A 26,157-nucleotide genomic window follows, 5' to 3' on the forward strand; every position below is an offset into this window, starting at 1 on the left:
AAACACTCGGAACAACACACGGGGGTGCATCATTCCAAGCAAATGTTATATATCCACCAAATTAAAAATAATTCGGTATCAACAAACTTGGCACACTATTGAGTTCTCAAACAACAAACACTCTCGACACCACAACCACCAAAACTCGGTGACTACTTCGCTCCGGAGCAACTTTACAAGCTTACCACCTTGTTGACTGTTGTCAACTCGATGTTTCCGACTTGTTCACGTCCCTTGAATTCGCATCCCTTGCGGGCAATCCGTTCAAGCGGCGCGAGAAGTAACTCTACACGTCTTGCGGGTGAACGCAAAATCGTCCATTACGCCAGTTATTCATCGCGAATTTCCCGTACTTCCGGGAAACTCTTGCGCATTACACCTTTGAGATTGCCTCAATCGGCAAAAAACAACCTTATGAACCAGCTCACGCTTAAAGTAGTTGGGCTGGTTTCTCCGCCAAATGACGGGGAAACCAGCCCAACGGTAATTTATGTGCCTACTTGCTTTCGGCGTTACGCAAACGAGAAACCTCGTAGAGCGAGATGCCCACAGCCATCGAAGCGTTCAATGACTCCATCGCAGAGTCGATAGGAATCGAAACGATCGCATCGCAGTTTTCGCGAACCAAACGGGACAGGCCCTTACCTTCGGAACCGACAACGATGCAAAGTGGACCGGTGGCTAGTTCCAGATTTGGCAGATCCATATTGCCGCCGGCGTCCAGGCCAATCACGAAGATTCCGGCAGACTTGATTTCTTTCAAGGCATTGGTCAGGTTGCTGCACTTAGCAACTGGTACTCGTACCGCTGCACCAGCACTGGTCTTCCAAGCAGAAGCAGTCATCCCGACACTGCGACGTTCTGGGATGATCACGCCATCAGCGCCGAAGGCCGAGGCGGAACGAATGATGGCGCCAAGGTTGCGTGGATCGGTAATTCCGTCCAGAGCAATGAACAGTGGCTGGGTGCGCTTGTAGCCGCGGGCATAATCCTTCACGGATTTCTGTGCCAGCTGTACAGCGTCCTTGTATTCATACGGCGGGATCTGCAGGGCGAGGCCCTGGTGGATTGCACCGTCGGTCATCCGCTCAAGTTCTACCTTGTTGGCTTCCATCAATGGGATACCAAGCTCGTTAGCAAGCTTCAATGACTCACGTACGCGGTCATCAACCTCGATACGAATTGCAACGTGCAGCGCCTTCGCCGGAATTCCAGCGCGCAGAGCTTCAACAACCGAGTTACGGCCGGTCACCATTTCCGCATTAACCTTGATGCGGTCGTTGCGCTTAGCTGCGGTGCGCTTGTTTGCAGCGCGTTCGGCCAGCTCCTTGGTGCGGTAAGCCTTGTGGTAAGGACGATCCTCGGCTTTCGGGGTGGGGCCCTTGCCCTCTAGGGAGCGGCGGCCTTTGCCGCCACTGCCCTTAGTTGGGCCCTTTTTGCCCTTGCGAACCGCTCCCGCGCGTTCTTGAGGAGTACTCATTTGATCTGTCCTTTGTTATGAATTCTTATTTTGGCCGCGGGTGCGGTTATTTGGTCAGGGTCCAGCGGGCACCGTCGGCTGAATCAGCCACGGTAATACCTGCGGAAGCTAGGGCGTCGCGGATAGCATCCGAACGCGCCCAGTCTTTCGCTGCACGCGCTTGGGTTCGCTCCGCTAGTTGCGCTTGAATCAAAGTGTCTAGTGCTTCCGCTTCCGCGCTGTGCTCAGCGTTTGAGCTGCTTCGTGCATCGTCGAGTCCTAGAACTTCAGTCATGGCCAGCACCTGGCCGAGGGATTCGAACACGATTGCGTCATCGTCCGCATCCAGCCCGGCATTTCCGCGACGGACCGCTTCATGCAATGCGGCCAGCGCCATCGGCACGTTGAGGTCATCATCCATGGCGGCACCGAAAGCTTCAGGCACCGTGGTTGCTTGCACCGCGCTACCGCTGTTTGCGGCCCGGTAGTTAGCGTTGGAAATGAACGTATCGATACGTTCTACCGCGGCGGCGGCCTCGGTCAGCGAATCTGGGCGGTAATCCAACTGTGAACGGTACTGAGCCTGGCCCAGGAAGTATCGAACGACTCGGGCTTCAGCCAACTGCAACATTTCTTCCGGAGAAATCGTGTTGCCAATGGACTTGCTCATCTTTTCTCCGGCATAGGTGACCATGCCGTTGTGCATCCAGTAGTTGGCAAACCCTTGGCCGGCGGCAGTTGACTGCGCCAACTCATTTTCGTGATGCGGGAAGCGTAGGTCTAGTCCCCCACCATGAATGTCGAAGTGCGTACCAAGATATTTAGCCGCCATGGCCGAGCATTCCAAGTGCCATCCGGGACGTCCTCGTCCCCATGGACTGGTCCATGATGCGGTGATGGGGTCGCTTTCCTTATGCCCCTTCCATAGGGCGAAGTCACGCGGGTCCCGCTTGCCACGCGGATCTGCGTCGGCGGCAGCCTGCATGTCATCGATCTTCTGTCGGGTCAATGAACCGTAGGCTTCGAAGGAACGCACGTCGAAGTACACATCTCCGGAGAGATCGGTCGCCGGGTAAGCATGCCCCCGGGAGATCAACGTTTCGATCAGCTCATGCATTTCCGTGATATGCCCGGTCGCACGTGGCTCGTAAGTTGGCCTGCGTACCCCAAGTGCCGCATAAGCGTTAGCAAATTCTTGTTCAAAGCGGTAGGCCAGCGCGTACCAAGCTTCGCTTGGCTGGTAATACTGGTCAGCGGTGAAACCTTCGGCAAAGGAGTTTGCCGATTTCTCCAGAATCTTGTCATCGATATCCGTCACGTTACGCACCGTGGTGACCTTATATCCACGGTATTCGAGCCAACGCACCAAGATGTCATAGGCAATAGCGCTACGCACGTGACCTACGTGCGGCATTCCCTGCACGGTTGCGCCACAGTAGTACAGCTTCACTTCGCCGTCGGTTAACGGCTTAAAGTCTCGTACGGACGCAGTCTTGGTGTCATAAAATCGCAGGCTCACATCTTTAAGGTTATCCGAAGAAACTCATGGTTGTGCAGGGATGCGATAAGGAACGCACCGACGTGTTGACTACTCGCCCTCTGAGAGCACCGGATAGACCAGTGCGGTGGCATATGCGGTGACCCCGATTCCTTCGCCTTCGTAACCCAATCCGTCGCTGGTTGTTGCCGTGACACTCACCGGAGCACCGAGCACGTCGGAAAGCAATTGGTTTGCTTCTTCGCGGCGGGCAGCGAAGCGTGGACGTCGGGCCACAAACTGTACTGCGACGTTCCCGATTTCGAATCCGGCCTCGCGAACTAGCCGGGCCGCTTCTGCAAGCAGGCTCACACCGCTGGCACCAGCAAATTCTGGTCGATCCACCCCGAAGTGAGTGCCTAGATCACCTATACCGCTGGCGGAGAACAAGGCGTCGCAGGCTGCGTGAGCTACCGCATCCCCATCGGAATGCCCGGATAACCCAATGTCATCAGGGAAGAAAAGCCCCGCAAGCCACATTTGTCGTGTCGGATCGCTGCTGACCGCGTGAACATCGATGCCATTGCCGATACGTGGGATGACCATATTTTGCTCCAGTTGATTCCGCGGTGCTGTCTCAAACAGCCGGTTGACCGCATCGAGATCCTCAGGGTGGGTGACCTTGAGTGAGCGGGCGTCGCCGGGAACGATATGTACTGCGATGTCACAATCCCGAACAATCGACGCATCGTCTGTGACTCGCTCTAAATCTTTAAGACTGTAGTGATCTAACCGTGAGTGAGCTTCCAGCAGCGTTCGCGCAGCGAACCCTTGCGGAGTTTGTACTGCACGCAGAGTACTGCGGTCCGGGGTCTGAACCAGGATCTGGCTGTCGGTCTCTGGGTCGCTGGCCACCACACTGATGGTGTCTGTCACCGCCAATGCAGGGATGACCGCTTGCACACCGGGCTTATCCAGTTCAGCAAGGATTGAGTCATATTGGGCCACGGGTGCGAAGGCCCGGGCTGCGTCATGCACCAGAATGTAGCTGACATCCGTGCTCACCTCGGCAAGCCCCTTACGCACCGACGCAGCACGACTGCTTCCACCGGTGACCGTGCGCACCACCTGCGGATAACCCGACAGCTTCTCGGTTAGCCGGGAATCGTCCGGGGGTACCACGACGATAATTTCTTTGATCCGTGGAACACGGAGCATGGTGTCCAAGGCGTGCTCGGCTAAAGATTTTCCGCGCACCTGGACTAACGCTTTAGGCATCCCGGCTCCTAGCCGGGTTCCCGTCCCTGCGGCCACGAGGATTACTGCTACGGGTTGTTCTTGTTGCTCGCTCACGAGGCTCAGCCTATCGCGCAACGCGGAACTGATTAAATGACTAAACCGTGGGTCGCTTTACGGCGTCCCACGGTTACTTGTCTTTTAGCTTCTGCTGCTACTGACTCCACAAAATTTAGGCGGAAGCCAAAACTTCGTCCAGTAGAACTTCTGCCTTGGTCTCATCCAGGTCCTTGGCCAGAGCCAATTCACTGATCAATACCTGACGGGCTTTGGAGAGCATACGCTTTTCGCCTGCGGACAGGCCACGGTCATTCTCTCGACGCCAAAGATCGCGAACGACCTCTGCCACCTTGATGACATCACCGGAGGCAAGCTTTTCCAAGTTTGCCTTGTAGCGGCGCGACCAGTTGGTCGGCTCTTCAGTAAATTCAGCACGAAGGACATCGAACACATGGTCCAAGCCTTCCTGACCTACCACGTCACGCACGCCAACCAGATCAACGTTCTCAGCTGGAACCTCAATGGTCAGGTCGCCCTGAGCCACCTTGAGCTTGAGATACATTTTCTCTTCGCCCTTGATCTTGCGCATTTTGATCTCTTCGATCATTGCCGCGCCGTGGTGCGGGTAGACAACAGTCTCGCCAACCTCAAAAACCATGTGAATAAACCCCTTTCCCACCTCCCAGTCTACCACGGGCAGGCTTGCGAAAATCTTCACTATGGCCCAAATAACCGCGAAAAGACGCGGAAGAACCTCTTCCACTTGCGGGAGAAACGTGGTATGAAGTTAACAGGTTGAGCGGACCACCCCTTTCCCACAAACCGCAACAACCTACTACAACTTGTCGAAATCAATGTGTTGCACGTCGCTAAATCACGTTCTAGAGCGAATTACGGTTAGGCTTAGTACCAGTCGTGGTCTTCGTGTTCCCCTGCGCCTTGGGCGCGGAACACCGAAAACGGCCGCGAATCCGCAACTCATTATTCTCACCGAGGAGTTAGTGCCGTGATCACCGCACGCATGACCGCTGGACGTCGTATTGCTACGTCCCTAGCCGTGGCTGCCCTGGCATTCGGTGTCACCAGCTGTGGCGCCATCAACCAGCAGTCGACTACTGACCAGTACAACGCATCCGACGGCATCCATGTTGATGTTGCCAATGCCGAGGTTCGCAACCTGATGTTCGTCGCAAACGCCGACGATTCCAAGGCCCGCCTCATCGGATCGGTAGTCAACGATTCAGATAGCGCAGTCAGCGTGCAGATCAAGGCCGGTTCGGCCGCCGCCGTGAGCATCGACGTTCCTGCCAAGCAGGTCGTCAAGCTGGAAGATGACAAGAACGAGAAGGTCATCTCCGCACTGGGCGTCAAACCAGGTGAGCACGCAGAGACTACCTTCACCGCAGCCGGCAAAAACGTTAACTTCAGCGTTCCAGTTGTCGATGGAACCCTCGCCGAATACCGCGACTTCGTTCCCGGCGGTTACGATTCAGCAACGACCGAGCACCTGAAGCCGGTCGAGCACGAGTCAACCTCGGGCCACTAAGCAACTCAAGCAATAAATAAAGGCTTCGGCCTTCGACGATTCCCTCCTGAGAGTGAATCGGTCGAGGACCGAAGCCTTTGCTGTTTCCCGGTGTTGCTCTAGCTGTTTAGGCTACGAACTTATAGCCGAGCCCACGCACGGTAACCAGGTGTTCCGGGATTGCCGGATCCGCCTCAATCTTCGAACGCAGTCGCTTCACATGCACGTCAAGAGTTTTAGTGTCTCCCACATAATCGCTGCCCCACACACGGTCGATGAGCTGACCACGGGTCAGCACCCGGCCGGCATTGCGCAGCAGCATTTCTAGCAGCTCAAACTCTTTCAAAGGCATAGCTACCTCGGTATTGCTCACCGAGACCACATGGCGTTCAACATCCATGCGTACCGGGCCGGCGGTGACCACATTGGTGATCAATTCTTCGGCCTCGCCTTGCCGGCGAAGCACCGCACGGATGCGAGCCAGAAGTTCACGTGAGGAGTACGGCTTGGTGACGTAGTCATCCGCGCCGAGCTCAAGTCCCACCACCTTGTCGATTTCCGAATCCTTAGCGGTGAGCATGATGACAGGGACCTGGCTGGTGGCGCGGATCTGCCGAATCACCTCGGTGCCCGGTTGTCCGGGAAGCATCAAGTCAAGCAGCACCAAATCGGCGCCGTGGCGCTCAAAATCGGTGACAGCCACAATACCGTCGTCGGCGATGCGCACCTCAAAACCTTCACGTTCCAACAGGTAGGAAAGTGGGTCCGAGAGCGACTCTTCGTCCTCGACGATCAAAATGCGGGTCATCGGCGTTCTCCTTCACGATCCGCCACACTCGTGGCGCTCGCTTTATCATTCGTCGTATCGGTGGCCAATTCCGAGGGCTCGGCCCCTTCTTCATCCACTATGGGAAGTCTGAGTGTGAACGTGGATCCCTGTCCGGGCTGCGACCACAACGACACTTCGCCGCCATGGTTTGCCAGGACGTGCTTGACGATGCTCAACCCTAGGCCGGTGCCGCCGGTTTGCCTCGAACGCGCACCATCCACCCGGTAGAAACGTTCAAAAACGCGTTCCTGCTCCTCGGCGGAGATCCCAGGGCCCTGGTCGGTAACCGAAATCTGTGCATATCCATCGCGCTGACGCAGCCCAACCCCGACGGTAGTATTTGGCGGCGAGTAACGGATCGCGTTATCGATCAGGTTACGCAGGGCAGTCATCAGCAGATCGCCGTCGCCGTGGATTGCCACGTCGAGCTTCCCGCCCACGGTAATGCTGATACCCTTTTCCTCGGCCAGTAGCTTATTGCGGTCAACTGCCTCGCTGATCACCGATTCGATCGCTACGTCTTCACCGTGCAGGATCGAATCACTGGACTGCAGCCGGGACAATTCGATAATGTCCTGGACCAAAGCTGCCAAGCGTTTTGATTCCTTTTGCATACGGGTAGAGAAACGGCGTACCGCAACCGGGTCATCCGCGCCGTCATTGATCGCCTCGGCCAGCAACGACATCGCACCGACCGGGGTTTTCAGCTCGTGGGATACGTTCGCTACAAAGTCGTTACGCATCGCCTCGGTGCGGGTGATATCGGTGCGGTCATCGGCCAGCAGCAGGATGTATTCCTCGCCTAGCGGGGCCACGCGTACATGCACGATTAGCTGTCCGGCGCCCAAGGTGGCACGTTGCAACTCATATTGACTTTCGGCAATGACCCCATCGGCGCGTACCTGACGCACTAACGTGGAAAGTTCCTCATGGACCAGTGTGTGCCCGCGTACCAGCCCATAAGCATAGGAAGCGGGGTTGGCACGAACCACGCCGTCCACGTCATCCAGGATCACAAACGCGCGGCCAATGACCGAGAGTACCGAGGCGGCACCTTCGGGCAGTATCGGTTCGTCAACATCGGGAAGTCCGGAGGCACGCCGCTGCGAAAAGCGGTAGGCGGCCAGCCCAACTAGTCCCAAGGCTAAACCGATCAGGCCGGCGAGCAGGGTCGAAATCACTTCGTTCACATTATTAGACTAGCTTCCATGACACGTGGTGAAGGTTCCAAATGACGCTAATTAGCGCTTTTCTGTAGGCTGTTCACCAAACGTTCACTTTCCGTGGGATATTCGTTAATAACCCGCTGGCAAGGTGGAAGCAGACCCTCCGCCATGCCCAAAAACAGGGGCATAGGATTCCGTAACTCGAAAGGACCTTCAATGCGTAAGGTATTTCAGGCAGATCTGCAGCAAATCGGCGAAGAGCTGATCGAAATGTCCCGGTTGGTGGCCATCGCCATGGACCGCGCTTGGGATTCACTGGCCAATGCCGACGTTGATCTGGCACAGGAAGTCATCGCAGCAGACGCGAAAATCGACTTCCTGCAGAATCAGCTCGACGAGCGCGCCATCGACACCCTCGCTTTGCAGGGGCCGGTGGCCTCGGACCTGCGCATGATTGTTGGCTCGTTGCGCATGAGCGCTTCACTGGAGCGCATGGGCGACCTCGCACGGCACTTAGCTCAGCTAACCCGACTGCGCTTCCCTAATCACGCAATCCCGGAGCGGATTTCTGAGACCTTCGCACAGATGGCGGAGGTAGATATTCAGATTGCCAAGGAAGTCGGGCGTCTGCTTGATACCCGCGATCTGGCGATCGCAAGGGAAATCATTGAATTGAACCACAAGCTGGACGGGTTGCACGCCAGCGTGTTCACCGTGATCGCTGACGAATCCTGGGATGCCACGGCGCCAACCACGGTAGATGTCTCGCTGACCAGCCGCTACCTTGAACGGTTCGGTGATCACGGGGTATCTGTAGCCCGCAAGGTGACCTACCTAGTAACCGGCGAATGGGATCCAGCCGAGTTTTAAACTCAATTCATTTGGTCCATAAAATTCAACGGCGGTGCATGCTTTCGGTTCATTCCGATAACCTGCACCGCCGTTTGTTTTGTCCGTTGCGCGCCGTAGGGAAAGTAGATTGCAAAAGATGACCATGGCTATCTTCAAGATATGCGCCCTTAAGGTCGTGTAGGTCCATTTCCCAGCCCGGCGCCCTATTAGCCACTCCGTTGCCCGCGCAGGGTCTACGCGTCGATGGCACGGCATTGAGTGCTGGAATGGTCAACGCCTAAGGCTGCGTCTTCTCAGCTGGCCGATTCAGCGGCTTAAAACATTAGGGGGTGGTGCACAGTAGATGCACCACCCCCTAACTGCTGCTGGGCCACAAGGAGTGGACCAGCATCAAGATTGGGTATTACCCTTCGCACTCAACGCAGAAACCTACGTTGCCCTCTTCACGAACTAGCTGTGAGCGGTGACGAATCAAGAAGCACGAGCCACAGATGAACTCGTCTTCCTTCTGCGGAACAACCGTAACGGTTAGTTCCTCGTTGGACAGGTCTGCACCTGGCAGGTCCATACCGTCGGTGTGATCGGCCTCGTCGAGCTCGCTCACGACGCTCTTGGCGTCTGGTGCGTTTGCGGACTTAACCGCGTCTAGAGAAGCCTTACGCGCCTCGGCAACGTCCGGGCGGACTTCATCGTAATCAGTTGCCACGAATTGCATTCCTAACGTGAGCCATTGAGCCTATTCGAAATAGGAGATTACAGCATACTAATACCAGAAACACAATCGTGTGGCGTTGTTTCGCTCACAGCCTGTCATTCATTTGGATTTTAGGCTTAAGAAACAACGAGGCGGACCGGCGCATTCAAGAAATATGAGAGCACCAGTCCGCCTCGGAAAAATTCACTAAGGACTACTTACGGCCCTGATTCGCTACGGCCTTGATCGCATCGGCAGCAGCATCTGGGTCCAGATAAGTTCCACCAGCGGTGATTGGCTGGAAGTTTTCATCCAATTCATAAACCAGTGGGATACCGGTAGGAATATTCACACCGGCGATGGCCTCGTCGCTGATTCCGTCCAGGTGCTTAACTAACGCGCGCAACGAGTTGCCGTGCGCCGTGACTAAGACGGTTTTCCCTGCGGACAGGTCAGACTTGATCTCGTTTTCCCAGTACGGAAGCATCCGCTCAAGTACGTCCTTGAGGCATTCGGTGCGTGGAGCGTTCTCGCCTAGTTCGGCGTAGCGCTCATCGTTTGCCTGGCTGAATTCCGAGGCATCGTCCAAGGCCGGTGGCGGAGTGTCGTAGCTACGACGCCACTGCATGAACTGCTCTTCGCCGAACTCGGCCAAAGTCTGCGCCTTATCCTTGCCCTGCAATGCACCGTAGTGACGTTCGTTCAGACGCCAGTCACGGTGTACTGGGATCCACCCGCGTCCGGCAGCCTCAAGCGCGAGGTTGGCGGTGGTGATCGCACGGGTCAGCAGCGAGGTATGCAGTACCTCAGGCTTGTAACCGGCCTCGGCCAGCAGTTCGCCGCCACGTGCGGCTTCGGCGCGACCCTTGGCAGTTAGGTTCACGTCGTACCATCCGGTGAACAGGTTCTTTTCGTTCCATTCGCTCTGCCCGTGGCGAAGCAAGATCAAAGTATGGGTCATAGTCTCCATCCTAGCCAATCGCACACTACTACCGCGCGAAAGTTAAGCCGTCGCGCAAAAAACAACACCCCGAACTTCATCTGGCGAAGTCCGGGGTGCTAAAAGTGTCATCTGCGCGGCTTAGCTTAGTTGTACCAGTTACCGCTCTGGCCACTCACCGCGGGCTTGACGTCAGCAAGGTACACGCAGGCGACACAGGCGGAGATCAGTTGAAGGAACCCCCCACTGCTAGCCGGGCCGGAGATCACGGTAAGTACCGAAATGATCGTGGCACCACCGGTCAATGCCATCCACCAGCCTTTGGTGCGCTTACCTTCTTGGGTGTAGCGCGCCGCCTGGTGACGTACACAATCAGCTAATGCCCAGATGGCGATTATGCCAACAACAATGCTGAGCGCATACATCATGTACGCCTCAATTAATAATGCTAAGCCCATATCTACACTCTACCTTTTGTGCAGGTAGACACGGCAACCACTATTGCGCGAGTCTTCAGATCAGTTCCAAGGCTTGGTGCAGATCCAGCCACAAGTCTTCGACCGCCTCGATGCCTACCGAGAGGCGAATCAAATTGTCAGGAACGCTGTCAGGCTCATTGGCATGGCGGGCTCTGCGCTCGGCAAGAGTTTCTACTCCGCCCAGTGAGGTAGCTCCGGTAATTAACGCAAGGGCATTGATGAGCTTGTCCGCATCTGCGGACGTTGTGCCTACAGTAAAGGAAATCACCGATCCGTAACCACTCATCTGCTCGGTAGCACGCTGATGTCCGGGGTCCGTGGGCAGCCCCGGATACCGCACGGAGGTCACCTTTGAATGCTCTGCGAGGCGCTCGGCCAAGATCTGGCTGTTTGCCTGAGACCGTTCGATTCGCACCGAGAGCGTGCGCACACCACGCAAGGCCAAGAAGACATCCATCGGCGAGGCAATAGCGCCGTGCAGGGTGCGGTGCCCATGGAGTTTGCTGCGCAATTGTTCATCGCAGGTGACCACCGCGCCGAGGATCAAATCCGAATGCCCCGAAAGATACTTAGTCACCGAATGGACTACTAGATCCGCGCCCAGGGTCAACGGCTGTTGCAGCAGGGGTGTAGCGAAGGTGTTATCCACAATGCTCAACACTCCTGCGGCCCTCGCTGCAGCCAACAGGGCAGGAAGATCCGCAACTTCCAGCATCGGGTTGGTGGGAGATTCCAACCAGAGCACGTCGGCACCGCTGATCGCGCGGAGCACCTCATCGGTATCAGCGACATCAACCGGACGGACGGTGAAACGGCCTGCGGCTTGCAGTTCGGCACTCAAGCCCAGTGATCCGTTATACGAATGTTTTGGTAATACAAGCACGCCGCCCTCGGGGACCAGGGTCAGCGCCGCGGAGATGGCCGCCATCCCAGAGGAAAAGACTAACGCCGGATAGTCTGCCTGCTCTAGCTGGCCTAATACTTCCTCGAAAGGATCCCAGCTGGGGTTCGAAAATCTTGCATAGACACGATCTCCCGCACCAGCCAAACCATGCGAGTGATAGGTCGAGGTGAAGGTAATCGGATGATTGACCGGACCATCGTTTGTGTGCGCAGGGCGTCCCCCGGCGACGATCAGTGTCTTGGGGTCCCATGATGGCGTTGGTGTGGAAAGATCTTGCTGTTGACTCATGAGCACCAGATTACGCCCGTCACCCACGGCATCGCACAAGCGTTAACGCGCGAAGCACAGGTTATGACTCGGCTTGTTCGTCACTCTTAGCTCGGTGGCCCCGCTAAAGTACCTTTTTACTCGGCCATGTTAGCTAGGGTAGAGGGGTGAGTATCGATTCGACTGCATCCCAGCGTGGCCTGTTCATCGTCTTTGAAGGCGGCGACGGTGCCGGCAAATCCACTCAAGTGGACATGACCCGCCAGTGGTTGGAAAATCGTGGCTCCCGCGTAGCCACCACCAGGGAGCCAGGTGGCACCCAAATCGGTGAGAAGTTACGTTCTTTAGTGCTTGAGCATGGTCACGGCGAGATTGATTCGCGGACCGAAGCACTGATGTATGCCGCTGCGCGCGCGGCCCACGTACAACAGCTCATAGAGCCAAAGCTAGAATCCGGGACTCACGTCATCTGTGATCGCTTTGTCGATTCCTCATTGGCTTATCAGGGAATGGGACGAGCGCTCGGCTTTGATGCCGTCGCCTCCATCAATGATTTTGCTACCTCAGGGCTGAAACCAGATGTCACGATTATCCTGGATATTTCCGCTGCTGATGGCCGAGCTCGGCGAATCGCAGCTACCGACGGAGTGGAGCAGGCCGATCGGCTGGAAGCCGAGCCGGATGAATTTCATGAGCGTATCCGCAACGCGTTCTTGGAACTGGCAGCGAAGGACTCGCAGCGCTACTTGATTATTGATGCCACCGGCGGAATTGCGCAGCTCCAAGAGCAAATAACTACGCACCTTGCAGGCTTGCTGTGAGCCGGCCGGTCTTTGCCGAGCTCGCCGGCCAACAGCGAGTGGCCGACTCACTGATAGCCGAAGTAGATCAGGGAAACCCGACTCATGCGTGGCTGGTGACCGGCCCGCCGGGTTCCGGACGAACCACCGCGGCGCGAGCGTTTGCTGCGGCGCTGCAGTGCACCCAGACTCCAGCTGGCTGCGGTCAGTGCGAAGCCTGCAAGCAGGTCATGGCCGGCAATCACCCTGACGTGTCCTTTGTGTCGACGAATAAGGTCGCCTACCAGATCGAAGATGTCCGTCATTTGATTACCCGTGCCCAAGAACGCGCGGGAAAAGGTAAGTGGCGCATCATCATCATTGAAGATGCTGACCGGATGACTGAGCGAACGACGAATGTTCTGCTGAAGGCGATTGAAGAGCCGCCAGCAATGATGATCTGGATTCTCTGCGCCCCCTCACCTGCTGACGTTCTGGTCACCATTCGTTCTCGCTGTCGAGCCGTTAATCTGTCGGTGCCCTCAGCCGCTGACGTAGCAGACCTCTTAGTTCGACGTGATGGTCTAGACCCGCAGATGGCACAGTTTGCGGCACGTGTTTCACAATCGCATATCGGCGTAGCGCGTCTGCTGGCTCGTGACGAAAATGCTCGTGAGCGCCGCGAAAAGGTTGTCACACTGCCACTGCGGCTTTCTACTCTTCCTCAAGCAATGGCTGCCGCCTCAGATATCTCGGCTCTGTCCAGTGAACAAGCCGAGGCAATGACCGGTTCCCAACTCAACGCTCAAATGGCAGAATTACGCCATGCAAATGGGTTGGGTGAAGACGAAAATATTCCGCCTGGATTACGTAGCCAGTTTAAATCTTTAGAAGAAAACGCCAAACGCTTCGCCAGGCGTGCCACTTTTGATGCGCTTGACCGGACGCTGATAGATTTGACCACTTTTTTCCGAGATGTACTCAGCTTGCAACTACATTCGGGGATTGAGTTAATCAACGAACATCTGCGAGACAAGCTAGAGCCTTATGCTGCTTCCCAACGCAGCGAAAAGACCCTGGCCCAGCTGGACGCCATTAACGAAACCCGACAACGACTGGCTGCCAACGTCAATCAACTTATTGCGCTAGAAGCCCTGATGGCCCGGTTGCTCCCTAAACCGGGACGCCGCTAGGCCTTCCACCACTCATTTCTCACATTCCTTCTACTCAGGAGACGCAACAGTGCCTGCACGCTCTTCATTGCTCCGCTCAGCGTCCGCCGGCGCAGTCCTGTCCCTCGCTTTGGTTTCCTGTGCCGGAGGCGAGCCGACTAACAGCACGTCCGAAACTTCTGTGTCTCAAAATCAACCTAGCGCTTCTCCACAAGACCAAGGCGCCTTAGCCACGTACTACGAGCAGGACATCCACTGGGAGCCCTGCGAAAACGGGGTCGAGTGCGCAACGATTCAGGTCCCTTTGGACTACGCCAACCCTGAGGATCAGAACATTGATCTGGCGCTCAACCGTCGCGTATCCGAGGGCGCAAAGCGAAATCTTCTGATCAACCCGGGTGGCCCAGGCATATCTGGAATGGAAATGCTCACCGAAACAGCACCCTACATTTTTAGCGATAAGGTTAAGCGCGAATTTAACACCGTCGGGTTCGACCCTCGTGGAGTGGGCGAAAGCTCCCCTGTTCAGTGCGAAACGAATGAGGAGAAAGACCAGAGCCGGCAAGAGAATTTGCGAGCGTGGGTCCCCGAAGACCGCGAAGAGCTAGTTGCGCAGAGTAAAGATTATGCCAAGGACTGCGCACAAGGTACTGGCGATCTCCTTGGACATGTTGATACCGTCTCCGCAGCCAAGGATTTAGATATCATTCGCGCAGTGCTGGGGAACGAAAAACTAGATTATCTCGGCTTTTCTTATGGCACATTCCTTGGTGCTACCTACGCAGATCTCTTTCCGCAACGTGTGGGTAGTTTAGTTCTAGACGGCGCGATGGATCCAACGATTACTACGGCAGAGCTAGATAAAGAACAAGCAATCGGCTTTGAAGGAGAAATCGATGCTTGGCTTCAAAGTTGTTTGGACGGCGAGCAGTGCCCCTTCGACGGAACGCTTGAAGAAGCCAAGATGCAGTTGCAGCTTTTCTTTACCCAGATTGAAAATGAGCCGCTAGTATCCAGCGATGGACGAACTGTTCCCATCATCGACTTCGTCAATGGGTTCATCATTCCGCTCTACGACAACTCCAGCTGGCCAACGCTGAGCACCGCCATGACCGAAGCTATGTCCGGCAATGTTGACCCGATCCTGTCTTTTTCAGATCTTTCCAGCAGCCGAGACCAAGATGGTGTGTACACCTCAAACGCTGATGAAGCCTTTGTTGCGATCAATTGCCTTGACCGGCCTATGGATTCGAATCCCGAGACCATGCAGGCACAGGCCACTGAACTTATGCGCGTCGCCCCAACACTTGGCAAATACTTTTCCTACTACGCCCTAAATTGCAAAGAATGGGAATACCCAGCAACTGGTAACCCTAAGAAGCTAGAGGCAAAGGGCTCAGATAAAATCCTTGTCGTCGGTACCACCGAGGATCCTGCCACCCCTTACAAGTGGTCAGAATCGCTGTCGAACCAGCTATCTAACGCCGCTTTGCTAACTTATGAAGGGCACGGACATACTGCCTACGGTCGCTCTAACGACTGTATCGATCAGGCAGTGGAGGACTATCTCGTCGAGGGCGAAGCCCCCAAGGACGGAACTCGATGCTGAGCATCAAAGCTTCACAGCCGTGACTCGTTTTGACGATCTCTGACGTACTCAGATAAAGTTACATGGTGCCTGTTTACAGGTATCGGCCTCCTTAGCTCAGGGGTAGAGCAGCTCCCTCGTAAAGAGCAGGTCGGCGGTTCAAATCCGCCAGGGGGCTCGGCTGATGAAAAACCCCGGAACCGTGTTAAACATGTGGTTCCGGGGTTTTTCGTTTTCCTCTTCGCTTAGCGGCTTCGCGCATGCACCAAATGGATCATCATTGCGATGACTTTATGCATTACAACGATTCCAAAAATGAAGGAAACTAAAAAACAACCGTACCCGGCGACTTCGAAGCCAGAAAGCGCCATAATATTGCTGCCGCCGTCTTGGTACGACCGCTGCATGCCAATGGCTTGCAATAGGAATCCGATCACGCTGAGCGCTATCATTAGCCAGAAAAAGATCAAAGTATCGTTGCCTGGTTTTTTATTTATCAACTTATATCTTTCGACTAAGTAGGTTTGGTTAGCTCAATCATAATCGATCTCTGTGCTATATTCTTTGAAATAGGTAGCGATCCAACATGAATGATGCGCAGTCTCTCTAAACTGATCCGTTACCCAGGTCGGGCGATGACTGCTCACTTGTTAATGTCGCCAGGTTGAATGCACCCCGGGTTAGATCTTGGAAGCGTCCGCGTCACCGTTAAACGAAAAAGCCAAGGCCTGAACTTCTGATCGAAGTTCAGGCCTTGGCTTAAGGTAGTACAGACTAGGAATTACTCGAAATCGGAGACCGCAGGGTCCGCAGCGATACGTCCCTCTGCACCGCGATCTAAACCATTGATCGCTGCAAGGTCTTCGTCATCAAGTTTCAGCTCAATCGCTTCGAAGTTCTCGATGATCCGTGAATCGGTGACCGACTTAGGAATCACTACGTTACCCACGGCGAGGTGCCAGGCGATTACTACCTGCGCTGCGCTGGCCTGATGCTTCTGGGCGATATCAACGATGACTGGGTCCGTTAGCAATTCCCCGCCGTGGCCGAGCGGAGACCATGACTCGTGCGCGATGCCATGTTTAGCTTCATATACACGAAGTTCGGTTTGCGGGAAGTACGGGTGGGTTTCCACCTGGTTTATCACCGGACGCACACCGGTCTGCTCGTAGAGTTCTTCTAACGCCTCAACGGTGAAGTTGCAGACACCGATGGAGGTAGCTTTTTCATCCTTCTGAAGCTGGATCAGAGCCTTCCAGGTATCCACGTAGGTGCCACGCTGTGGCTGTAACCAGTGAATCAGGTACAGATCAACATAATCCAGCCCCAACCGCTCTAGAGAAGCCTCGGCTGCGGCGATCGTTTTGTCGTAGCCCTGATCAGAGTTCCAGACTTTGGTAGTTACGAAGATTTCACTACGCGGGATGCCACTGCTGGCAACAGCCCGTCCGACGCCCTCTTCGTTTCCGTAGATACGTGCGGTGTCAATGTGTCGGTAACCGGCTTTTAGTGCCTTGCCTACGGCAACTTCAGCTTCAGCGTCTGCGACCTTCCAGACACCATAGCCGATCTGGTCGATGCAGTTACCATCATGGAAATTAGTTTGTGGAACAGTTTGGATCATGCAACTAATTTAGTGCATGAATCTGGATGGACGGGTGACCGGCACCACGATTCCCTCTTTTACTTGACGTCAGCAAGCAATTTAGCCGCCTGCGAAACATCATCTTTAACGATTTGGGCTCTGTGCTCAACAGGCTTCAAATTAGTTTCTTCGCCATCTTTAGTTTGCATGCGCATCATCGCAATCACCTGAGCCGTGGTTGCCAAGTCATTGGCTGACTTTGTCAGTGCCCGGTGTACTTGAGATGTCGTCTGCGGGATGTGCTCATCCTCGCTGGGAGTCAGCTTCTGCGCATCGATGCACAGCTGGCGCACCTGCGGGAGCAAGTCCGCTAGTTCGTTAGCGCGCACGACAACTTCGTTGTACAGGTTGTTGTCGTCGATTCCTTCTAGAACCTGAAAAACACGGTCCAAGGAGCGCACAAACCTGTCGTGGGCACGCCGCCAGACGCCTTGCCCAAGATCACGGCTGATTGCACGTTGATCGCGTAAACGCGAGAAAAAACCCATCACACTCTTTTTGCTAGGTTGCTACCAAATAAACTAGTACCAGACTACCGGCCACCGCCTAATCTTCCCGGTCGATGGCATGGAGTAACGCTGAAGGAGCCTTGGAATTCGAATTATTTCGAGTTCCAAGGCTCCTTCACTAAGGTGGCTTACCGGTTAGCAGCAACGCCCTTGCGGGTTGTGCTCCTGCCAGTTGGTGTAGTCAATCCAGAACTCACGTTCCGACATCGGCTCCGCGTCCGGATGGGTTTTGGCGAGATGCTCAAGATACTGCCGGTATTTGTCAGCACCCAGCACACCTTCCATAAAGCGCCCCATCTGGTCCAGCCTTACGCGAAGTCCGAGCATGCTAGTGCCCATCACGATTTACGTTCGGCTCTGGAGCAACATTTTTCCACTGTGCTTCAAGAGCTTTTTCAGCTTGCGAGGAAATGATTCCTTGTGGTGCGAAGATCTTTGAATCTACATATGGATCCTCGGTATTCACGCCACCGCCTCGTTGTTTGGCCTTAATGGTTTCAACAACGGCAGCGGCGATCACAATCACCGTGAGCACCAGGAAGATGACCGAAAGCCAGCCTTGGACGCCGGTGTTATACACGACGGCTTCCATGGCTTCGATGTTCTTAGCCGAGCCGAAAGAGGTCTCGCCATTAGCCAGGGCGTCCTTGAATGCGTTGTGGTTCGCGAAGTAGCCCACCTTGGTATCGGGGGAGAAAATCTTTTGCCACGAGGCAACAAAAGTAACCACGACGGTGAACACCAGTGGCAGCACAATGACCCAGAGGTGCTTGAAATTGCCACGCTTGGCAACGATCGTCATCACCACGGCCAAGGCGATTGCAGCGAGCAATTGGTTAGCGATACCGAACAGTGGGAAGAACGTATTGATGCCTCCCAGCGGGTCAGTCACTCCGAGGATGAGAATATATCCCCACCCGGCCACCATGATTAACGTACATAACCAGGCTCCGGGACGCCACGACGTGTCCTTGAACTTAGGAATGAAGTTACCAATAGTGTCTTGCAGCATGAAGCGAGCTACACGTGTGCCCGCATCTACAGCGGTCAAAATGAATAGCGCTTCAAACATGATGGCGAAGTGGTACCAGAAGCCCATCATGGCCACTCCACCGAACCACTGATTCATGATCACGGCAATGCCCACGGCGAGCGTTGGCGCGCCACCGGTGCGCGAAACCACCGATGGTTCACCCACATTTGCTGCGAGTTCGGTCAGCTGGCTTGGAATCAAGTCGACACCGGCCAGACCTAAGGAGTTCACGAACGCAACAGCGGTCTCTACGGTGCCACCAGTAGCAGCAGCCGAGGAATTCATGGCGAAGTAAATTCCGCGGTCAATTGAGATCGCGGCGACCAGCGCCATGATGGCCACCATAGATTCCATGAGCATTCCGCCGTAACCGAGGAAGCGCGTCTGACGCTCTTTTTCGACCAGCTTCGGGGTGGTTCCCGAAGCGATCAACGCGTGGAATCCGGAGAGCGCACCACAGGCAATAGTGACAAACAAGAACGGGAACAAGGAACCCGAGACGACCGGTCCATCCGAACGAGAAGCGTACTCGGAGAATGCTGGAACGCTGATCTCTGGGCGGACCACAATGATCGCCGCGGCCAACAGACCGATCACGCCGATCTTCATGAAGGTGGACAGGTAGTCGCGCGGTGCGAGCAACAGCCAGACTGGAAGAACCGCTGCGATGACACCGTAAATGATGATCGCCCAAGCGATGGTGGTTCGTTCGAGGTGGAAGAATTCAGCTCCCCATGCCGATTCGGCGATCCAACGGCCAGAGATGATGGCAAACATCAGCAAGGCAAAACCGATAAGCGAAATCTCTAGGATCTTGCCTGGCCGGATAAATCGTAGGTAGATGCCCATGAACAGTGCGATCGGGATAGTTAGACCCACCGAGTAGACACCCCAAGCTGATTCGCCCAATGCGTTCACCACCACCAGCGCCAAAATTGCCACGATGATGATCATGATCGCCAGCGTCGCAATGAGTGCAGCGGTACCACCGATCAGCCCCAGCTCTTCACGGGCCATCTGACCCAGCGAACGCCCGCCGCGACGCATGGAGAAGAACAAGACTAGGTAGTCCTGCACGGCGCCGGCAAGAATAACGCCCAAGATAATCCAGATGGTTCCTGGCAGGTAGCCCATCTGAGCAGCAAGGATCGGGCCGACCAAGGGCCCAGCTCCGGCGATCGCTGCGAAGTGGTGTCCAAAGAGCACTCGGCGGTCGGTCGGGACAAAGTCACGACCATTGTTCACATATTCGCCTGGTGTGGCTCGGAAGTCATCTGGCTTGGCAATTTTACGTTCGATGTACTTCGCGTAGAAACGGTAGGCAATCAGGTACGTTGCTACCGCCGCAAAGACGAACCAGATTGCATTGATGGTCTCGCCGCGGGAGAAAGCGAGCATGGACCAGGCCACGGCGCCAATCAAAGCGATAACAACCCAGATCGCGATGCGTAGCGGGGTCCAACGCTTATCCTCGCGCTCAACGACCTCTGGGTCCACACCTGCCGGCGGGAGTGCTTGCTGGGTACTCATAAAAGAGTAACCTCCTCGGTAAGTTTAAAGTGATGATGCTGACCCGCCCCTGTGGAGCGGGTCACGTGGTAATACCACAGAGTTACTTTACGCGAAGACGGTATTAGTAAATCAAGCTCTAACTACAATTTTCCCCACATGTTTTCCTGAATCAAAATATTCATGTGCAGAAACAACGTCTTGGAAATCGAATATTTTGGTGACATTCAAGCTCAGTTTTCCTGAGTCCAACAGTGGAGCGAGACGTTGCACGGTTTCGGCTACGATAGCGGTTTTTTCCGCTGCTGGCCGGGCACGAAGCGTGGTACCAATGACACGAGCACGCTTACCCATGAGGGCGCGCAGATCCAGTTCGGCTTTCGCCCCACCTTGCAAGCCAATGATCACCAGCCGTCCTCCGACGGCGAGCGCCTTAACATTCATAGCTAAGTATTTTGCTCCCACCACGTCAAGGATGAGGTCCACACCCCGCGAGTCTGTCAGCTCGAGCACGCGTTCGAGAACATCTTCCTCACGATAGTTGATGCCTTCGTCAGCTCCCAAGGCCTTGCAGTAGGCGATTTTCTCTTCCGAGGAGGCGGTAACTATTACCGTTGCCCCGGCAGCTTTAGCTAACTGAATAGCCATCGAGCCGATGCCTCCGGAACCACCGTGGATAAGTAGTGTCTGGGATTCTTTAAGCTCGCCTTCAAGGAAAATATTAGAAACTACGGTGCAGGCTACTTCTGGTAGTCCGCCAGCCTCGGTGAGATCTAATTGCTCCGGCACTGGCAGCACATGAGAGGCATCCACGCTCACGTACTGGGCATATCCTCCACTGGCCAACAGCGCCGCTACATGGTCGCCTTCTGCGAATCCGGTAACTTGCTTTCCGACCCCGGCGATAATGCCAGAAACTTCGAGTCCTGGAATATCGCTTTCTCCTGGCGGCGGTGGGTACACACCCTTGCGTTGTTGCACATCAGCACGGTTCAATCCGAACGCGGCCACCTTGATCAATACCTCGTGATCAGCGGTCTCTGGGATGGGGCGCGTTTGGCTTTCAAGCACCTCCGGACCACCTGCGCTGGCGTAAATATAGGACTTCATCGTGTTGCTCATCTGAGTCGATTCCTCTCTTGGCTTGTTCATAGCGTATAATTTTTCGGGTTGGATGGTTGTCCGAGCGGCCTAAGGAGCTGGTCTTGAAAACCAGTGTGCGGTAACCCCGTACCAAGAGTTCAAATCTCTTACCATCCGCGTAGCAGTCTGGGCTGGTAGATCAAATGATCTACCAGCCCAGACTTTCTTATTTAGCGCTTCCTGCCAAGAGCTCTTCCAAATTAACTCCGGCCATACGCGCGATTTCAATGACTATTTGTTCGGCATCGTGCAAGGTTTGCGCCGCAGGATCTGTGGTGTCTCCGGCCTGAGCCGCAATGGCGGTGCCCCACTGTGCCGATGATAGTTGCAACCCGAGAACAAATACTCCGCGGTGTGCCAAGCCCTGCGCGTTGACGAGCCGATAGGGCTCCCCAATAACATCAAATCCAGACCCCGTCATCTGCTCACCTTCGGCATTACGCCAGGTATGTGCACGTGCAACCTTTTCCGCTAGAAGTTGAGTAATCAGAGCGGTGTTGTTTTGTAATACCCGATTGGCTGGCATCATTGCTTCACATAACACTTTGGCCTCGTAAACGTCAGTGTCGACCCATGGCGAGGAGGCGGTGAATTTGCCACTCAGATCATCAAAACCAAATTCTGGCTCCGGCCCGATGAAGTGCACCAGGGAGGCGCGGGACAGCGCCAGCAGCTGTTCGATTCTTTCGAGGGGCGGGCCGGAGGACAACCCCTCGACCAGTGGTTCGAAGTGAGCCTGAACCTCTTCAATTCGCGACTGTTCGTCCAGGATCCCCTTAGTGACCAAATCCTTGATCAGCATGCGTCCTGCGTTCATCGTCATGATCGCCCGTGACAGTGGGTCTGCCAGTCCCCCGGTGCTATGCCGAGCGTTGCCAGCCAGATACTCTCGCACTGCATGCTGATACTCTTCGTGAGAGCCAAAACCAATCTGGTCAAATGGTCGAGCTAATGACGGAATATCTAGCCAGCGTAGCTGCGCGAATTGCTCAATATAGGTCCGTAATTCGCCAAGCCAAACTTGGTTTCCTTCGTGGTGCTCGGCTTCGAGGATACCTTCCAACCCAGCAAGGAATGCTGTGGCGTTCTCAATCGGGTTGGTGGCTTCGACACTCGCACATTGCGAGTAATACGCCCATAGGATATCGCGGTGCAGCTGCGGCCAGATATGTCGGGAGAAGCTCAAGGCGGCTTCAGGGTTGGAACGGCGCGCTTCCACGACCTTGCTAATCAGATCCTCGGCATGGAAAAAGCGCAGGCTGATTTCGGCTGGAATGAATTCGTCCACAACAGGTTTGCCCCAATACGGTGTTCCGCGACGCGACGCTGCAATAAGTTGTGGTTCTTGTCCCGAGGCAATGTATTCAAAGCGTTGCCCGGGCTCATCACTGACTACTTTGAAGATTCCGCCACGGCCCAGAGTCAGCTCGGCCATTCCGTCGAAGAAGTTAAGTCCCATGCCACGAAGGAGTGCAGGCTGCCCTGCTTGGAAATTCGAGTAGTCGACGTCAGCCGGCACGGCTGGGGCCAGATAGATAGCTTCTGCCTGTTCCGCAGCGCGTTGTAACTGCTTTTGCCAAGGGTTCAATTCAGAGCTTTGGTGACCTAGGGCCAGGACTACCGTATCTACTGTTATTTGTTCTGTACCGTGATTGGTAAGACCCGAGACCTCGTACTCGAGTTGGTATCCAATACCTTGCGGTCGAACCGCGGTAACTTCGGCACGAACGTAATTCACCACAATGTTTGGGTGTGCATCCAATACCTGAACACAGGAGTCATATACGTGCTCTAGGTAGCATCCGTAGATTGCTCGTGGAGGATAAGTGCCGCGGCGAGTGTTGCGTAAGGTTGCAGCTTCCCGTTCATCCAGTGGATGTCCGTCGCCATGGTTGTCAACGAACTGCTGGAAGCTCAGTCCAGGCTCGGTCAGGACTCGCTCTGGAGCCACCGTAGGGAATGAGGCGGGTGTATTCATCAGAAAGTGCGGAGACTGTTTAGGGCTCCATACGTGTCCTGAACCCGGACGGTACGGATCAAATACGGTCACGCGCATCATCGTTGCCAGTTCAGGCACCTTGAGGGCCAGTTTGGCAAGGCGTTCAATGACGCTGGTACCGCGCGGGCCGGCACCAATGATAGCGATGTTGTACTGCGGCTGGGTTTCTTCCGACAAGATGCTCACCTTCCAAGATTATTACCTCCTAGCAAATTCTTGTGCCTGCTCCGAGGCCATCTCTGTAGGATCGGCTCAGAACATTCCGCCGACAACGTGACCGGTTCACTTCCGCGGTCCAATGCATAGACTGTGTTTATGACTTCAATCTCCTCGGATTCTCTGGCAACGACAGATCAATACGCATGGCTCGAGGGCATCCATGATGCTGCCGCTTTGGCTTGGGTGCGTACCCAAACTCAGCGAACGGAGGCTGAACTTCACAATGAAGACTACGCCCAGAGTGTTGAGGCTATTCGTAAGGTTTTAGACTCGACAGATCGCATTGCGATGGTCACCAAACGTGGCGACTTCTACTACAATTTTTGGCGTGATGCCGAGCATCGGTTAGGGATCTGGCGTCGCACCACGTGGGACTCCTACCGCAGCGAGAACCCTGTTTGGGAGCTACTGCTCGATATGGATCAGTACGCCACTACCCAGGGTGCACAGTGGCATTTCGCTGGGTCTTCATTCCTGCGTCCCGCGTCTGGCGAACCCCACCGTAAAGCGTTGATTAGGCTGAGCCCCGATGGTGGAGATCAGGTGAGAATTCGTGAATTCGACCTCGAAAATCTACACTTCATCGAGGACGGTTTTGACCTTGCAGTAGCTAAAACCTCGGCCAGCTGGATCGACGAAGACACCTTACTTGTCACCTCGGCCACCGATGAATCCAATACGACACGCTCCACCTACGCTTCCACAGCTCGAGAGCTAACCCGCGGTACATCGCTAGCTGACGCCGACGTTGTTTTTGAAGTTGATCAGGAACATGTGGCGGCGTTTTGTTATTACGACTCAACTCCGGGTTTTGAACGTATTGTCACCACGGATGCCATCGACTTTTACAACTCCCACACCGGCATTATTGTCGACGGAACCCACCATAAAATTGATGTGCCCACCGATGTTCAGGTCAGTTTGCACCGCCAATGGGTACTCTTTGCTCCGCAGACCGATTGGACCCATCAGGGCCAGCTGATCCCGGCAGGTTCCCTAGCCCTGAGTCACCTTACTGATTTCTTAGACAATGGAAGCATCGGACAAGTGGTATTCACCCCAGATGCAAAGACTTCTTTACAAGGTCTGGACTTCACCGCTAACTTTTTACTCGTCTCGGTGCTCCATGATGTCGCCGCCCAGATTCTAGTCTTTGACCTGCACAAAAATTTTGCGCAGTCCACACTGCCGGTGGAGGACCCGATGCTCAGCGTATCGGTGAGCGCGGTGGACGATGAGGATACGGCAACGGCCGACGATTACTGGATGACTATTACTGGTTTCACCACCCCAGCCACGCTGCTGCGAGGTTCTATCGGCGAACCGGCTACTGTGCTGAAGCGTTCACCAGAACGATTTGACGCAAGTGGCTTCGCGGTGACCCAACATTTTGCGCATTCAAAGGATGGTACGCGTGTTCCATATTTCCAGATAGCCGATGCGCAGCTTCAACTCGACGGCGAAAATTCGGTATTGATGGACGGCTACGGAGGCTTCCAACACAGCATGACTCCGGGATACTCCCCTGCAATGGGAGTTGGCTGGTTGAGCAAACGCTCAGCCAACGGGCGGCGTCCAGTTTATGTCATGACAAATATTCGCGGCGGCGGGGAATATGGGCCCGGATGGCACCGGGCTGCGTTACGCGAAAAGCGACACCGTGCCTATGAGGACTTTGCTGCCATTGCCGAAGACTTAGTGACCCGCGGGGTGACCAAACGTGAACGCCTCGCGGCCACCGGCCGCTCCAATGGTGGTCTGTTGATGGGCAATATGATCACCGGCTACCCACAGCTGTTTGGTGCTATTTCCTGCGGGGTACCACTGCTTGATATGCGCCGTTACACCCAGCTCGCTGCCGGGCATTCGTGGATTGCTGAGTACGGAGACCCGGATATCGCCGAAGACTGGGAGTTTGTGCGAACCTTTTCCCCGCTACATCGATTGACTGATCAACCGCACCCCGTTGAGGACTACCCTGCATCGCTGATCTGGACTACCACCACCGATGACCGTGTGGGCCCTTCACAAGCGCGCAAAATGGCCGCAAAGATGATTGACCTAGGAATCTCCAATGTTCGCTACCATGAGCCAGAGACTGGCGGTCACGCCGGATCCACAGACAATGATTCCACTGCGAGGATGTTAGCTACTAGCTACGAATTCCTGTGGCGACAGGTACGTTAACACCCTCGTTTTGGAACACTCGGCTATGTTCAGGTAGGCTAGATTCTGCTGGAAACAGCGGATGGATACGTGCCAGAGCGGCCGAATGGGCTTCACTGCTAATGAAGTGTCGGGGTTAAACTCGACCGGGAGTTCGAATCTCCCCGTGTCCGCCAAAACCCCCTAGGAAACTAGGGGGTTTTATTTTTCCTATTGGCAGTTCACCCAAGATGGTTCCAAGAGGCGATTTAACTTATAAACCCCCAAACTTCGGCATTAATTGCCACCAGCTCAGGGGTTTTCAAATCTTATTTCAGACCGCGTTCCACATCATGAGCGACCTCTTTGATGCGTTCTTCCGCTTCGCGCAGTTTCCGCGCTACGTCAGCATTTTGTTGTTCATTCAGATGTTCATCATCACCGATGGGCGCTACAGTCTGGTCCGTATTCTTATTACTCGGTTCCATGGTCAGGTTCCTTTCGTGAGCGAAGACACAAGGCCGGTAG

24 protein-coding genes and 3 tRNA genes are annotated in these 26,157 nt (G+C 55.0%); 9 read left to right on the top strand and 18 right to left on the bottom strand.

Annotated elements, in window-relative coordinates; all coding sequences use genetic code 11:
- Positions 1-496 precede the first annotated feature (496 nt).
- From rlmB to VJ369_RS06030, 4 genes are all read right to left on the bottom strand, one after another.
- Positions 497-1,480: a 23S rRNA (guanosine(2251)-2'-O)-methyltransferase RlmB gene (rlmB, locus tag VJ369_RS06015; RefSeq protein WP_096256191.1), complete on the bottom strand. Its 984-nt coding sequence runs from the start codon at positions 1,478-1,480 to the stop codon at positions 497-499.
- Between the two features lie 46 nt (positions 1,481-1,526).
- A complete protein-coding gene (cysS, locus tag VJ369_RS06020) occupies positions 1,527-2,978 on the bottom strand; it encodes a cysteine--tRNA ligase (RefSeq protein ID WP_324091199.1) in 1,452 nt (483 codons plus the stop codon).
- Positions 2,979-3,047: 69 nt separating this feature from the next.
- Positions 3,048-4,289: a 2-C-methyl-D-erythritol 4-phosphate cytidylyltransferase gene (gene ispD, locus VJ369_RS06025; protein ID WP_324091200.1), complete on the bottom strand. Its 1,242-nt coding sequence runs from the start codon at positions 4,287-4,289 to the stop codon at positions 3,048-3,050.
- Between the two features lie 115 nt (positions 4,290-4,404).
- Positions 4,405-4,890 carry a CarD family transcriptional regulator gene (locus tag VJ369_RS06030; protein ID WP_096256216.1) on the bottom strand — a complete coding sequence of 162 codons (486 nt, stop codon included), beginning with the start codon at positions 4,888-4,890 and terminating at the stop codon, positions 4,405-4,407.
- Positions 4,891-5,238: 348 nt separating this feature from the next.
- Between VJ369_RS06030 and VJ369_RS06035 the strand changes: the two genes are divergently transcribed.
- Positions 5,239-5,778 (top strand): hypothetical protein, encoded by a 540-nt coding sequence (locus tag VJ369_RS06035; RefSeq protein ID WP_324091201.1) that lies wholly within the window; start codon positions 5,239-5,241, stop codon positions 5,776-5,778.
- A 106-nt stretch (positions 5,779-5,884) separates the two neighbouring features.
- On the opposite strand, the gene VJ369_RS06040 is transcribed toward VJ369_RS06035, so the two are convergent.
- Positions 5,885-6,565 carry a response regulator transcription factor gene (locus VJ369_RS06040; RefSeq protein ID WP_324091202.1) on the bottom strand — a complete coding sequence of 227 codons (681 nt, stop codon included), beginning with the start codon at positions 6,563-6,565 and terminating at the stop codon, positions 5,885-5,887.
- Positions 6,562-7,776 carry a sensor histidine kinase gene (locus VJ369_RS06045; RefSeq protein ID WP_324091203.1) on the bottom strand — a complete coding sequence of 405 codons (1,215 nt, stop codon included), beginning with the start codon at positions 7,774-7,776 and terminating at the stop codon, positions 6,562-6,564. The genes VJ369_RS06040 and VJ369_RS06045 overlap by 4 nt, the downstream gene beginning before the upstream one ends.
- A 192-nt stretch (positions 7,777-7,968) precedes the next feature.
- Between VJ369_RS06045 and phoU the strand changes: the two genes are divergently transcribed.
- On the top strand, positions 7,969-8,622 hold the full coding sequence (gene phoU / locus VJ369_RS06050) for a phosphate signaling complex protein PhoU (RefSeq protein WP_105678018.1): 654 nt from the start codon (positions 7,969-7,971) through the stop codon (positions 8,620-8,622).
- Between the two features lie 385 nt (positions 8,623-9,007).
- Here the strand turns inward: phoU and VJ369_RS06055 are convergent, their stop codons facing one another.
- From VJ369_RS06055 to VJ369_RS06070, 4 genes are all read right to left on the bottom strand, one after another.
- Complete coding sequence (locus VJ369_RS06055) at positions 9,008-9,310, bottom strand: DUF4193 domain-containing protein (protein WP_105678017.1); 303 nt, start codon at positions 9,308-9,310, stop codon at positions 9,008-9,010.
- 202 nt (positions 9,311-9,512) lie between these two features.
- The gene (locus tag VJ369_RS06060; protein ID WP_324091204.1) at positions 9,513-10,259 is read right to left on the bottom strand and encodes a phosphoglyceromutase; all 747 of its coding nucleotides are present in this window, start codon (positions 10,257-10,259) and stop codon (positions 9,513-9,515) included.
- A gap of 125 nt (positions 10,260-10,384) precedes the next feature.
- On the bottom strand, positions 10,385-10,696 hold the full coding sequence (locus VJ369_RS06065; RefSeq protein ID WP_105678015.1) for a DUF2516 family protein: 312 nt from the start codon (positions 10,694-10,696) through the stop codon (positions 10,385-10,387).
- A gap of 55 nt (positions 10,697-10,751) precedes the next feature.
- A complete protein-coding gene (locus VJ369_RS06070; RefSeq protein ID WP_324091205.1) occupies positions 10,752-11,909 on the bottom strand; it encodes a trans-sulfuration enzyme family protein in 1,158 nt (385 codons plus the stop codon).
- Positions 11,910-12,055: 146 nt separating this feature from the next.
- On the opposite strand from VJ369_RS06070, the gene tmk reads away from it, so the two are divergent.
- The 4 genes from tmk (at position 12,056) to VJ369_RS06090 (ending at position 15,605) form a co-directional block, all read left to right on the top strand.
- A complete protein-coding gene (gene tmk, locus VJ369_RS06075; protein WP_324091206.1) occupies positions 12,056-12,709 on the top strand; it encodes a dTMP kinase in 654 nt (217 codons plus the stop codon).
- The gene (locus tag VJ369_RS06080; protein ID WP_324091207.1) at positions 12,706-13,860 is read left to right on the top strand and encodes a DNA polymerase III subunit delta'; all 1,155 of its coding nucleotides are present in this window, start codon (positions 12,706-12,708) and stop codon (positions 13,858-13,860) included. The genes tmk and VJ369_RS06080 overlap by 4 nt, the downstream gene beginning before the upstream one ends.
- A gap of 160 nt (positions 13,861-14,020) precedes the next feature.
- Positions 14,021-15,448, top strand: coding sequence for an alpha/beta hydrolase (locus tag VJ369_RS06085; protein WP_324091208.1), 1,428 nt, complete (start codon positions 14,021-14,023; stop codon positions 15,446-15,448).
- 85 nt (positions 15,449-15,533) lie between these two features.
- Positions 15,534-15,605 (top strand) — tRNA-Thr (locus VJ369_RS06090).
- Positions 15,606-15,672: 67 nt separating this feature from the next.
- Here VJ369_RS06090 and VJ369_RS06095 read toward each other — a convergent pair.
- The 6 genes from VJ369_RS06095 to VJ369_RS06120 form a co-directional block, all read right to left on the bottom strand.
- Positions 15,673-15,927, bottom strand: coding sequence for a hypothetical protein (locus VJ369_RS06095; RefSeq protein ID WP_324091209.1), 255 nt, complete (start codon positions 15,925-15,927; stop codon positions 15,673-15,675).
- A gap of 281 nt (positions 15,928-16,208) precedes the next feature.
- A complete protein-coding gene (locus tag VJ369_RS06100; RefSeq protein ID WP_324091210.1) occupies positions 16,209-17,051 on the bottom strand; it encodes an aldo/keto reductase in 843 nt (280 codons plus the stop codon).
- Positions 17,052-17,110: 59 nt separating this feature from the next.
- A complete protein-coding gene (locus tag VJ369_RS06105; RefSeq protein ID WP_324091211.1) occupies positions 17,111-17,560 on the bottom strand; it encodes a hypothetical protein in 450 nt (149 codons plus the stop codon).
- A gap of 156 nt (positions 17,561-17,716) precedes the next feature.
- Positions 17,717-17,920, bottom strand: coding sequence for a YbdD/YjiX family protein (locus tag VJ369_RS06110; protein ID WP_324091212.1), 204 nt, complete (start codon positions 17,918-17,920; stop codon positions 17,717-17,719).
- Positions 17,910-20,144: a carbon starvation CstA family protein gene (locus VJ369_RS06115; RefSeq protein ID WP_324091213.1), complete on the bottom strand. Its 2,235-nt coding sequence runs from the start codon at positions 20,142-20,144 to the stop codon at positions 17,910-17,912. Before VJ369_RS06115 ends, VJ369_RS06110 begins: the two co-directional genes overlap by 11 nt.
- Positions 20,145-20,255: 111 nt before the next feature.
- Positions 20,256-21,233, bottom strand: a complete 978-nt coding sequence (locus VJ369_RS06120; protein ID WP_324091355.1) for an NAD(P)H-quinone oxidoreductase — start codon at positions 21,231-21,233, stop codon at positions 20,256-20,258.
- Between the two features lie 62 nt (positions 21,234-21,295).
- Between VJ369_RS06120 and VJ369_RS06125 the strand changes: the two genes are divergently transcribed.
- Positions 21,296-21,383: transfer RNA gene (locus tag VJ369_RS06125), tRNA-Ser, on the top strand.
- A gap of 49 nt (positions 21,384-21,432) precedes the next feature.
- Here the strand turns inward: VJ369_RS06125 and VJ369_RS06130 are convergent.
- Positions 21,433-23,442, bottom strand: a complete 2,010-nt coding sequence (locus tag VJ369_RS06130; RefSeq protein WP_324091214.1) for an FAD/NAD(P)-binding protein — start codon at positions 23,440-23,442, stop codon at positions 21,433-21,435.
- Between the two features lie 138 nt (positions 23,443-23,580).
- On the opposite strand from VJ369_RS06130, the gene VJ369_RS06135 reads away from it, so the two are divergent.
- Both VJ369_RS06135 and VJ369_RS06140 read left to right on the top strand, forming a co-directional pair.
- Positions 23,581-25,671: a prolyl oligopeptidase family serine peptidase gene (locus VJ369_RS06135; protein WP_324091215.1), complete on the top strand. Its 2,091-nt coding sequence runs from the start codon at positions 23,581-23,583 to the stop codon at positions 25,669-25,671.
- Positions 25,672-25,734: 63 nt separating this feature from the next.
- Positions 25,735-25,826, top strand: a tRNA-Ser gene (locus VJ369_RS06140).
- A 132-nt stretch (positions 25,827-25,958) separates the two neighbouring features.
- Here the strand turns inward: VJ369_RS06140 and VJ369_RS06145 are convergent.
- Complete coding sequence (locus tag VJ369_RS06145) at positions 25,959-26,117, bottom strand: hypothetical protein (protein WP_324091216.1); 159 nt, start codon at positions 26,115-26,117, stop codon at positions 25,959-25,961.
- Positions 26,118-26,157: the final 40 nt, after the last annotated feature.

The sequence above is a fragment of the Glutamicibacter sp. genome (assembly GCF_035257265.1).
Lineage (GTDB): Bacteria > Actinomycetota > Actinomycetes > Actinomycetales > Micrococcaceae > Glutamicibacter.